Source organism: Streptomyces sp. NPDC051218, assembly GCF_044455475.1.
In the GTDB taxonomy this organism is placed as follows: domain Bacteria; phylum Actinomycetota; class Actinomycetes; order Streptomycetales; family Streptomycetaceae; genus Streptomyces.
This window is the reverse complement of sequence record NZ_JBITEU010000007.1, coordinates 495,630-508,314: the sequence shown is the minus strand read 5'-3', so window position 1 is coordinate 508,314 and position 12,685 is coordinate 495,630. Positions and strand designations below refer to the sequence as shown.

General features: G+C 71.2%; 2 protein-coding genes. Both read right to left on the bottom strand.

The features are described from left to right. The coding region (locus ACIBCK_RS23425; RefSeq protein ID WP_399393105.1) for a type I polyketide synthase at nucleotides 1-1,658 on the bottom strand (1,658 nt) is incomplete at its 3' end. A 380-nt stretch (nucleotides 1,659-2,038) separates the two neighbouring features. Then, nucleotides 2,039-12,646 (bottom strand): SDR family NAD(P)-dependent oxidoreductase, encoded by a 10,608-nt coding sequence (locus tag ACIBCK_RS23420; RefSeq protein WP_399393137.1) that lies wholly within the window; start codon nucleotides 12,644-12,646, stop codon nucleotides 2,039-2,041. Nucleotides 12,647-12,685 lie beyond the last annotated feature (39 nt).

Genomic DNA, 12,685 nt, shown 5'->3' with positions numbered 1-12,685 from the left:
TGCCCCACACCCCCCGCCAACGCCCGCAACGCCCCCACACGATCCGACCCCAACACCACCGCCCGATGCTCCAACACCGCCCGACCAGTCGCCAGGGAGCGGGCGACACCCACCGGGTCAAGGCCGTCGGCGACCTCGGCCAGCCGTTCGGCCTGTCCCCGCAGCGCCTCAGGGGTGCGGGCGGACAGTATCCAGGGCAGCACCGTGGTGTCGGCGATGCCGGGCGTGGGCTCGCCGGTGCCCTTGGCCTTGTCCTCGGTCGGTGCGGCCGTGGCGTCGGCGCTCTCCAGGACGAGGTGAGCGTTGGTTCCGCTGATGCTGAACGAGGAGACGCCCACACGGCGAGGCCGCTCCGGGTCCTGCGGCCAGGCCGTCGGGTCGGTCAACAGCCGGACCTGGCCCTGGGACCAGTCGACGTGCGGCGTGGGCTCGGTGACGTGGAGGGTGGGCGGCAGCTCCTCGCCGCGCAGGGCCATCACCATCTTGATGAGGCCGGCGACACCGGACGCGGCCTGGGAGTGCCCGATATTGGACTTGATCGATCCCAGCCACAACGGCCGATCCGCCGGCCGGTCCTGCCCGTAGGCGTTGAGCAGCGCCTGCGCCTCGATCGGATCACCCAGGGTGGTACCGGTGCCGTGCGCCTCCACCGCGTCGATGTCGGCGGCGGCGAGCTGGGCGTTCTCCAGGGCGGCGCGGATGACGCGTTCCTGCGAAGGACCGTTCGGCGCGGTCAGGCCGTTGGAGGCGCCGTCCTGGTTGACGGCGGATCCCCTGATCACGGCAAGCACCCGGTCGCCACGGCGGCGGGCGTCCGAGAGGCGGCGCAGCACGAGGACACCGGCGCCCTCGGACCAGCCGGTGCCGTCGGCATCGGCGGAGAATGGCTTGCAGCGGCCGTCGGAAGCGAGGCCTCGTTGCCTGCTGAACTCGGTGAAGATGCCCGGGCTGATCATGACGGTGACGCCACCCGCGAGCGCCGTGTCGCACTCTCCGTTGCGCAGCGCCTGCACGGCGAGGTGGGTGGCGACCAGCGACGACGAACAGGCGGTGTCCACGGTGACCGCGAGCCCTTCGAGGCCCAGGGCGTAGGCGACGCGGCCGGAGACGACGCTGGGCGCGCTGCCGGTGAGCAGATGTCCCTCGACGCCCTGCGGGAGGGTGCGGAGGCCAGTGCCGTAGGCGGACGACGAGGAACCGATGAAGACGCCGGTGCGGGTTCCGCGCAGGGACAGCGGGTCGATGCCCGCGCGTTCCAGGGCTTCCCAGGAGGTCTCGAGCATCAGCCGCTGCTGGGGGTCCATCGCGAGCGCCTCGTGGGGGGAGATGCCGAACAGGTCGGCGTCGAACTCGCCCGCGTCGTGCAGGAATCCGCCCTCGCGCACGTAGGTCGTGCCGGCGGTGTCCGGGTCGTCGTCGTATACGGCGGTGTCCCAGCCACGATCGAGGGGGAATCCGGAGATGCCGTCACGGCCCTCGGAGACCAGTTGCCAGAGGTCCTCCGGGGAGTGCACGCCCCCGGGATAGCGGCAGCCCATGCCGACGATCGCCACAGGGTCGTTGCCGCGCGCCTCGACCTCCCGCAGCTGGCGCCTGGTCTGCCGCAGGTCCGCGGTAAGCCGCCTGAGGTAGTCGAGATACTTCTGATTGTCGGCCACTCGATGCCACCTTCTCCGGACCAACAGTTCACTTGCGCGCGGGGAATCTCGCACAAATCACGCGGGCCGCGTGACGCATAGTTTTTTGGGTTCACGAATCTTTTTGGGTTCCCGAAAAATCGCCCCAATACCACCAGCGAAAATTCTCACTGAGGCTACGAACCACTCCAAGCCGCAGACAACCCCTAGCCCACCCCTAGGGGGACGAACCGTGAGGTCGCTCCGGGTGTCCGGGCAGCGGGGCGGCCCGCCGGGAATGCGACCACCACGGGAGAGATTCCGGGAACATTCGCGGAATACCTCCGTACGAAACACACGCGGGTGAACTCAAGGATCCGGTGACGGTGTCGATTCAGATAGATCCGCTCAGTGGTGGTGGGTCACGGGCTCTCCAGCTCGTTGTCGATGAGCGCGAAGATGCTCTCCTCGGTGGCGGAATACAGATCGGCGTCCCGGCCCTCGTCGGCGGTGTTCCGGTCGTCGGGTTCATCCGCCCACCGGGCGAGCAGGGCGCTCATCCTGACCCGCAGCCGGGAACGGTCGCTGTCGGACAACTCGCCTGACGCGGCCTCCAGTTCGTCCAGTCCGGCCATCATGGTCCCCGCCGGGTCGCGAGCGGGTGGCACCAGATCGGCCCCGAGCCGCTCGGCGAGCGCGTCGGGCGTCGGGTAGTCGAAGACGAGGGTGGCTGGCAGTCGGGTGCCGGTGGCCGCGCCGAGCCGGTTGCGCAGTTCCACGGCGGTCAGCGAGTCGAAGCCAAGGTCCTTGAACGCACGGTCCCGTTCGACGGCGTCCGCTCCGGCGAAGCCGAGCACGGTGGCCGCCTCCGACCTCACCCAGTCAAGGAGCACCTGCGTTCGCTCGGCGGGAGGCAGGGCCCGCAGCCGGTCGGCGAAGCCGGTCTCCCGGGCCGCGGCGGCGGTGCGCCGACGACCCCGTACCAGACCGCGCAGCAGATGCGGCACGTCGGGACGGCCTGCGAACCCGGTGACATCGACGGCGCCCGGCACCACGGCGGGGTCCGGCCCGGTGAGAGCCTCGTCGAGCAGGAGCAGGCCTTCGTCGGCGGTGAGCACGGGCAGACCGGAGCGGGTGGCCCGCTGGCGGTCGCCGTCGGTGAGCACGCCGAGCATGCCCGCGCCGACGTCCCACGGACCCCAGGCCAGGGACAGGGCCGGCAGCCCGCGGGTGCGGCGGTGGTGGGCCAGGGCGTCGAGGTAGGCGTTGGCCGCGGCGTACGACGCCTGGCCGGGACTGCCCAGGGTGGCGGATACGGACGAGAAGAGCACGAACTCCTCGGCGTCGGGGACGAGTTGGTGCAGAGCCCGCGCCGCAGTGACCTTGGGTGCGAGCACCGGGGCGACACGGTCGGGTGTGAGGGCGGTGGCCACACCGTCGTCGAGGACACCCGCGAGGTGGAAGACGGAGCTGACGCGTCGCCCGTTCAGCACCTCGGCCAGGGCTTCGGGATCGGTGACGTCGCAGGCCACGATCTCGACTCGCGCTCCGGCCGCCTCGAGGTCCGCCGCCAGGGTGTCCGCGCCTTCGGCGTCCGGGCCGCGGCGGCTGAGCAGCAGCAGCCTGTCCACCTCGCGCCGGTCCACCAGGTACCGGGCGATCAACGCACCCAGAGCACCCGTGCCACCAGTGATCAGCACCGTGCCGCCCGGCTCCACCGCACGCGGCATGGACAACACGACCTTGCCCACATGCCGGGCCTGGCTCATGAAACGAAACGCGTCCGGCGCTCGCCGTACGTCGAAGGTCCGTACCGGCGGCAAACTGAGCACACCCCGCGCGAACAGAGCCAGCACCTCGTCCAGCATCTGCCCGATCCGCTCGGGACCCGCCTCGCTCAGATCGAACGCACGGTACATCCGGCCCTCCACCGAGTCCGGATCACGTACGTCGGCCTTCCCCATCTCCACGAACCGTCCGCCCGCGGTCAGCAGACGGACCGAAGCGTCGACGAACTCACCCGCCAACGCGTTCAGCACCACATCCACCCCACGCCCGCCCGTACGCTCCGCGAAGATCTTCTCGAACTCCAGATCCCGCGAGGAGGCGAGGTGCCCCGCGTCCAGCCCGGTCGCGCCCCACTTGCCGGGCGAGGCCGTGCCGTACACATCGGCTCCCACATGCCGCGCGATCTGCACCGCCGCCATCCCGACCCCGCCCGCGGCCGCGTGTACAAGGACCGACTCCCCGGCCACCAGACCGCCCACGTCCAGCAACCCGTAATACGCGGTCACAAACGCGATCGGAACCGCAGCGCCCTGGACGAAGGACCACCCCTCCGGAACTGGAGCCACCAGCCGCGCGTCCGCCACCGCCAACGGCCCCATCGCCCCGCTGAAGAACCCCAACACCCGGTCCCCCACAGCCAGATTCGAGACCCCGGGCCCTACCTCCACCACCACACCAGCGGCCTCACCCCCCAGCTCCACCTCCCCGGGGTACATACCCAGCACGTTCAGCACATCCCGAAAGTTCATCCCCGCCGCTCGTACCGCCACCCGCACCTGTCCTGCTTCCAGTGCGGCTTCCGCATCAGGCGCGGACACCAACCCCACACCCTCGACAGCGCCCCGCGACACCACACCCACCCGCCACGGGCCCTCGGGCGCACGCAGGGTGCGTTCCGCGAGCGAGGTCAGACGGGCGGCGTACAACCGGCCGTCGCGGACGGCGAGTTCTGGTTCGTCCGCGCCCGGCACGCTGAGCAGCGCGGTCCACGGGTCGGCGTCGACGTCGACCAGCAGCAGGCGGCCGGGGTTCTCCGACTGCACGCTGCGCAGCAGGCCGCGCACGGCGGCGCCCGCCACGTCGGAGAGGTCGTCGCCCTCGCCGGCGGCGACAGCGCCCCGGGTGAGCACCACGAGTGTGGCGTCGGTGTCCTCGCGGGCGAGGAAGTCCTGGACGGTGGCCAGCATCGCGGTCACCCGCGCCTCCGCGTCGTCCCGGCCGTCGTCCGGTGCCGAGGTGACCAGCAGCAAGTCGGCCGAGGCCGTGGCGATGTCGGACGCCCGCGCGCAGTCGGCCCCCAGGACCGAGAGCGCCTCGGCCGCGCCGTACGGGTCGTCGCCCAGGACGGCCCAGGTGTCAGTGGTGCGTGCCGCGTCGGGGAGCGGAATCCAGTCCAACCGGTGCGCCGGCCGCGACAGGGCGGCACCCGTCGCGGCGTCCTCGGCGAGGGGACGCAGCACCACTCGTCCGACGGAGACGACGGTCTGCCCGTCAGGGTCGACGGCCAACAGCTCCACACCGTCGGCGCCGCGTGGTGAGACACGCACACGGAGCGTGGTGGCGCCGGTGACGGCCAGCGCGATCTGCGACCAGGAGAACGGCAGTCCGGGGGATCCGGCGGGGCCGTCGGATGCCACCGCCCCTACGGCCAGCGAGTGGAGTGCGGCGTCGAGCAGCGCCGGGTGCAGTCCGAAGCGTCCGGCGTCGGCGTGCGCCGTCTCGGGCAGCTCGACCTCGGCCCAGAGTTCCTCACCCGCTCGCCAGACTCCGCGCAGGCCCTGGAACACGGGCCCGTAGTCCAGGCCGACCGCGGCCAGTTCGGGGTAAAGCTCGTCCATCGGCACCGCCTGCGCGTCGACCGGCGGCCAGGACAGCTCCGGCGCGGCAACCGGGGCGGCGGCCCGCAGCGTGCCGGAAGCGTGCCTGGTCCACGGCTGGCCGAACCAGCCGGTGCCATCGGACGTACGGGAGTGGACGGTGATCTCCCGGCCGCCGTCCTCGCCCGGGGCGCCCACGGTGACCTGAAGCTGGACGGACTCTTCGGCGGTCAGCACCAGCGGTGTGTGCAGGACCAGTTCGTCCACGACGTCGCAGTCCGTCTGGTCGCCGGCGCGCACCGCGAGGTCGACGAACACCGTGCCGGGCACCACGATCCGGCCGTGCACACGGTGTTCCGCGAGCCACGGGTGTGTGCGGAGGGAGATGCGTCCGGTGAACAACAGACGGCCGTCATCGGCGAGTTCCACACCGGCGGCGAGGACCGGGTGCCCGGTCTCCCCCAGTCCGGCGGAAACCACGTCACCAGGGCGTGCCGAGGCCGAGGGCCAGTAGCGCTCGCGAGCGAACGCGTAGGTGGGCAGCTCGATGCGCCGACCGCCTGCGGGGGCGAGCAGGGCGGCCCAGTCCACCGCGACACCCCGCACATGCAGGGTTCCCACAGCGCGGAGCAGCGTTTCGGCTTCGTCGCGCCTGGGCCGCAGCGCCGGTACGGCCATGCCCTGATCCAGCAGTGCCGAGGCGGCCGCCGACAGCACTCCGTCCGGACCCAGCTCCAGCGCCGTCCGCACCCCGGTGAGCGAGGCGAGGGCGTCGGCGAAACGGACCGGTTCGCGTATCTGACCCACCCAGTAGGCGGGGGTGGCCAGTTCACCGGGGGCGGTGGTGAGGACCGGAATCTGCGGGGCGTGGTAGGTCAACGACTCCGCCACGGCCGCGAACTCGGCCAGCATCGGCTCCATCAGGCGGGAGTGGAAGGCGTGTGAAACAGCCAACCGCTTGACCCGTATCTCCTGCGCCCGAAGCCGCTCCTCCAGCCCGGCGATTGCCTCCGCGTCACCGGAAACCGTCACCGACGTAGGGCCGTTGACCGCCGCAAGGTCCACCCCGTCAGGCAGCGTCAGATCCTCCTCCGCCACCTCCACCGCTAGCATCGCCCCGCCGACGGGCAGTGCGTCCATCAACCGCCCCCGCGCTGACACCAGGGCGCACGCGTCGTCCAACGACAGGACCCCGGCCACATGCGCGGCGGCCAACTCGCCTATCGAGTGCCCCACCAGCACATCCGGGGTCACTCCCCAGGACTCCACCAACCGGAACAGCGCCACCTCCAACGCAAACAACCCCGCCTGGGTGTAGACGGTCCGCTCCAACAACCCCGCGTCCTCACCGAACACCACCTCACGCAACGGCCGCCCCACATCCACCCGCGCACACACCGCATCAAAAGCATCCGCGAACACCGCAAACGCCCCGTCCAACTCACGCCCCATCCCCAACCGCTGCGACCCCTGACCCGAGAACAACAGCGCCAGAGAACCGTCCTCCTCGGCCCGTCCGACGACAGCGCTGCTGAGGTTCCGCAGCGCGGCGTCCGCTGTTTCGCTGTCGGCTGCCAGCACCACGGCACGGTGCTCCAGCGCTCCCCTGGTCGTTGCCAACGAGTGGGCCACGTCAGCGATCCGGTGCCCGTCAAGGGCCGCTCGCAGCTTCTCCGCCTGTGCCGGAAGCGCGTCCGCCGTATGGGCGGAGAGCAGCAGCGGGAGCAGCGGGGTGCTGTCGCTCAACGGTGCTTGTGTTTCTGCGTGTTCCGCTGCCGGAACGGCCTCCAGCACCACGTGGGCGTTGGTGCCGCTGACGCCGAAGGAGGAGACCCCGGCCCGGCGGGGCCGGTCCGTCTCCGGCCAGTCACGTGCCTCGGTCAGCAGCTCCACCGCACCCGCCGACCAGTCCACCTGCGGCGTGGGCTCGTCGACATGCAACGTCCCCGGGAGTACGCCCCGGCGGATCGCCTCCACCATCTTGATCACACCCGCCACCCCGGCGGCGGCCTGCGTATGCCCGATGTTCGATTTCAACGAGCCCAGGTACAGGGGTTCCGCACGCTCCTGACCGTAGGTGGCCAGCAACGCCTGCGCCTCGATCGGATCACCCAGCTTCGTGCCCGTACCGTGCGCCTCCACCACGTCGACGTCGGAAGGCCGCAGATCCGCGTCGGCCAACGCCCTGCGGATGACGCGTCGTTGGGCGGGTCCGTTGGGGGCTGTGAGGCCGTTGGAGGCGCCGTCGGAGTTGACCGCGCTGCCGCGCACCACCGCAAGCACCCGGTGCCCGTTGCGACGGGCATCCGACAGCCGCTCCACCAGGAGCACGCCCACGCCCTCGCCCCAGCCGGTGCCGTCGGCGGCGGCGGCGAACGCCTTGCAGCGGCCGTCGGCCGCCAGTCCGAGCTGTCGGCTGAACTCCACGAAGGCGGTCGGTGTCGACATCACCGTGACCCCGCCCGCCAGCGCCATCGAGCACTCGCCGGCCCGCAGCGCGCGCACCGCCAGGTGCAGCGCCACCAAGGACGACGAGCACGCCGTGTCCACCGTGAGGGTGGGTCCCTCGAAGCCGAAGGTGTACGCGAGGCGGCCGGAGAGTACGGCAGCCGCGTTGCCGGCGCCCTGGTGTCCCTCGCTGACTTCGGGATCTCCGGCGAGCAGTACCGGGTAGTCCTGCCCGTTGGTGCCCGCGAACACGGCGGTGTCACTGCCGCGCAGCGCGGCGGGATCGATGCCGGCGTGCTCCATGGCCTCCCAGGCGACCTGCAGCATCAGGCGCTGCTGCGGATCGGTGGCCACCGCCTCGCGCGGGGAGATACCGAAGAAGCGGGCGTCGAACTCGGCGATATCGCTGAGGAATCCGCCCTCGCGGACGTAAGAGGTGCCCGCACTGCCGTTGGGTTCGTAGAGCCGTGCGGTGTCCCAGCCCCGGTCTTCGGGGAAGTCGGTGATGCCGTCGCGGCCCTCGGCGACCAACTGCCACAACTCGTCCGGCGAGGTGATGCCTCCCGGGTAGCGGCAGGCCATGCCGACGATGGCGACGGGTTCATCGGCGGCGGCAGAGGCCACCACGCCCCCATCACCGTCCACGTCAAGAATGAGGTCGTCGAGGTGGCCGGCCAGCACGGCAGGGGTGGGGTGGTCGAAGACGACGGTGGCGGGCAGGCTGAAGCCGGTGGCTTCGGCGAGGAGGTTGCGCAACTCGACGGCGGTGAGCGAGTCGAAACCCAGGTCCCTGAACGCCCTGCGTGGATCGACGGCATCGGCGTCGTGGTGACCGAGTACGACGGCGACGCGGGCACGCACCAAATCGACCAGTTCACGCCGCCTCTCCTTGGCCCCGAGCGCGGCGAGGCGGGCCGCGAACGCGGAACCCGCCTCCGCGTCGGCCTTCCCTGCCGGTTCCTCTCCCCCGCCTTGCGGCGGGACGCCGCGCAGCCCGTCGAAGAGCCGTTGCGGCCGCGCGGCGGTGAAGGTGGGAATGAAGCGGGCCCATTCCACGTCGGCCACGACCACGGAGACGTCCCCGCCGTCCACCGCCGCGCCCAACGCGTCGAGTGCCTTCGCCGGTTCCATGGGGCGCAGTCCGCGACGCCGCAGGTAGTCGGCGGTCTCCTCCGCGCCGGCCATCCCGCTGCCGCGCCAAGGGCCCCACGCCACCGAGGTGGCGGGCAGGCGCCGGGCGGCGCGACGGGATGCGATGGCGTCGAGGGCGGCGTTGGCCGCCCCGTAGGCGGCCTGGCTGCCGCTGCCCCAGATGCCGGAGACCGATGAGAAGAGCACGAAGGCATCGAGATCCGCGTCCCGGAGCGCGTCGTCGAGGTGGAGGGCTCCGGTGACTTTGGCGGCCAGCACGGTGGCGATGTCGGCCTCACTCGCATCGTCGAGTGTTCCGAACTCACCGCTTCCGGCGGCATGCACCACGGCGCTCGGCGGATGCGCGGCCAGCAGCTCGTCGAGGGCGACGCGGTCACTGACGTCGCAGGCGGCGATCGTGACCTCGGCTCCCGCTGCGGTGAGTTCGGCGGTGAGTTCGGTCATGCCCGGGGCTTCGGCGCCGCGTCGGCCGGCCAGCACCAGGTGCGGGGCGCCGCGGTCCGCGAGCCATCGGGCGACATGGGCGCCGAGCGCGCCGGTGCCGCCCGTGATCAGGGTGGTGCCGCGCGGCCGCCAGGGCTCGGCCGGGCTCACGGGCGCCGGAGCCAGTCTCCGGCCGAAGACACCCTCGGCACGGATGGCCACCTGGTCCTCGCCCATGCCGGCGAGCACGGCCGTCAGTCTCCGCGCGGCGTCCCCGTCAAGTTCTTCCGGAAGGTCGACGGCGCCGCCCCAGCGGTGTGGCTTCTCCAGCGCGGCTGCCCGGCCCATCGCCCACAGCTGTGCCGCCCCTGGGTCGGCGGCGGAGTCATCCGCACCGGTCGTGACCGCACCTCGGGTGAGTACCCACACCGGGGCACCCTCCCCGCGCACCGCGGCGAGCAGTGCGGCCAGCCCGAGGGACAGCTCCGGGTGGGCGGAGTGCGGCCGGGGGTCGTGCGGGAGGATCAGCCCGTCGACGTCCGGAGCGGGTGTGCGTCCGACGACGACGGTGGCGCCGTGTGCACCCAGCGCTTCGGCGCACCAGGCGGCCACTTCGTGGTCCAGCGCATCGGGGTCCGCCAGTACCTGCCAGGTCCCACGCAGTACCGGCTGCTCGGCTTCCGGCAGACGCTGCCAGGTGACCGCGTACCGCCAATCCGCTGGGTCGGCGCCTTCAGGGGAAGGCTGTACGGCGGCCCAGAAGTGCTCTCGCTGGAAGGCGTAGGTGGGCAGGTCCACGACGTGACCGCCGAGACACCCGAAGACCTCGCCCCAGTCGAACCGCACTCCAGCGACATGCGCTCCCGCGATCGCGGCAAACAGAGCCCCCACACCGTCACGGCCCGAACGCTGCAAAGGCAGCACCGTCACCTCGGAACGCTCAGCCAGACAAAGCCCCGCCTGCGCCGACAACACCCCACCGGGACCCAGCTCCAGGAACCGAGCGACCCCAGTGTCATGAGCCACACGCACCGCATCCGCAAAACGCACCGGCTCACGTATCTGACCCACCCAGTACTCCGGGGTGTCGATCGCACCCGGGGCCGTGGTCAGGACCGGGATCTGTGGAGCGTGGTACGTCAACGATCCCGCGACCGCCGCGAACTCGGCCAGCATCGGCTCCATCAAGCGGGAATGGAAGGCGTGCGAGACGGCCAACCGCTTCACCCGCACACCCTGCGCCCGGAACCGCTCCTCCAACCCCGCAATCGCCTCCGCCTCACCGGAAACCGTCACCGACGTAGGGCCGTTCACCGCCGCAAGGTCCACCCCGTCGGGCAGTTGCAACTCGTCCTCGGCCACCTCCACCGCCAACATCGCGCCGCCCTCGGGCAACGCATCCATCAACCGCCCGCGCGCCGACACCAGGGCACACGCGTCGTCCAACGACAGCACCCCCGCCACATGCGCGGCGGCCAGCTCACCAATTGAGTGCCCCACCAGCACATCCGGGGTCACTCCCCACGACTCCACCAACCGGAACAGCGCCACCTCCAACGCAAACAACCCCGCCTGGGCGTAGACAGTCCGCTCCAACAACCCCGCATCCTCGCCGAACACCACCTCACGCAACGGCCGCCCCACATCCACCCGCGCACACACCGCATCAAAAGCATCCGCGAACACCGCAAACGCCCCGTACAACTCCCGACCCATCCCCAACCGCTGCGACCCCTGACCCGAGAACAACAGCGCCAACTTGCCCGAGCCAACCTCCCCACTCACCACACCCGCGCCCGGCACACCCCCGGCCAACGCCCCCAACCCAGCCAGCAGTTCCTCACGCCCACCACCCACCACCACCGCACGATGCTCCAACGCAGCCCGCGTCGTCGCCAGCGACAACCCCACATCCACCACAGCCAACTCAGGCCGCGCCACAAGAAACCCACACAACCGCTCAGCCTGAGCACGCAAAGAACGCTCATCCCGCCCAGACAACACCCACAGACCAGCAGACGACCCAGGACCAGACCCCCCACCAACCACCCCGGCCCCCGGCACCTCAGCCGGAACCCCCTCCACGATCACATGCGCATTCGTACCGCTCACACCGAACGAAGACACCCCAGCCCGACGAGGTTCTCCGGAGTCGGGCCACGATCGGTTCTCGGTAAGCAGTTCGACCCTGCCCGAGGCCCAGTCGACGTGCGGGCTGGGCGCGTCGACGTGGAGGGTCATGGGGAGCACGCCGTGCCGCATCGCCTGAACCATTTTGATCACTCCGGCCACGCCGGAAGCGGCTTGCGTGTGGCCGATGTTGGACTTCAGCGAGCCCAGGTACAGGGGTTCCGCACGCTCCTGACCGTAGGTGGCCAGCAACGCCTGCGCCTCGATCGGATCACCCAGGGTCGTACCGGTGCCGTGGCCTTCGACGGCGTCCACCTCGGCGGCAGAGAGCCGGGCAGCGGCCAGCGCGTCCAGGATGACGCGTCGCTGGGCGGGTCCGTTGGGGGCTGTGAGGCCGTTGGAGGCGCCGTCGGAGTTGACCGCGCTGCCGCGCACCACCGCCAGCACCTGGTGCCCGTTGCGACGGGCATCCGACAGCCGCTCCACCAGGAGCACGCCCACGCCCTCGCTCCAGCCGGTGCCGTCGGCGGCGGCGGCGAACGCCTTGCAGCGGCCGTCACGTGCCAGACCGCGCTGTCTGCTGAATTCGACGAAGGCGGCCGGGGTGGCCATGACGGTGACCCCGCCCGCCAGCGCCATCGAGCACTCGCCGGCCTGCAGCGCGCGTACGGCCAGGTGCAGCGCCACCAGGGACGACGAGCACGCCGTGTCCACGGTGACCGCCGGCCCCTCGAAGCCGAAGCTGTACGCCACCCGGCCGCAGAGCACGCTGGTCGCGGTGCCGGTCAGCGCGTAGCCCGCGGCTTCCTCGGCGACGGGGACGCCGGTGCCGTAGCCGGAGGTCCCGGCTCCGACGTACACGCCGACCGGAGTGCCCTTGACTCCCTTCGGGTCGATCCCGGCTCGCTCGAACGCCTCCCAGGAGGCCTCCAGGAGAAGGCGCTGCTGCGGGTCCATCGCGGCGGCCTCGCGGGGCGAGATGCTGAAGAAGTCCGCGTCGAAGCGTCCCGCGTCGTGGACGAAGCCGCCCTGTCGGGAGTACGAGGTGCCCTCACCCCGAGAGTGCGGGTCGTACAGAGAGCCGAGGTCCCAGCCGCGGTCGGCGGGGAACTCGCTGATGCCGTCGCCTCCGGCGGACACCAGGTCCCAGAGCGACTCGGGCGAGTCGATCCCGCCGGGCAGCCGGCAGGCCATCCCGACGATGGCGATCGGCTCGTGCCCGGCGACGATCAGCTCTTGGTTACGCGTTTTGAGCTGTTCGTTCTCCTTGATCAGTGTGCGCAGGGCTTCGACGTAACGTTCGTCGGCGGA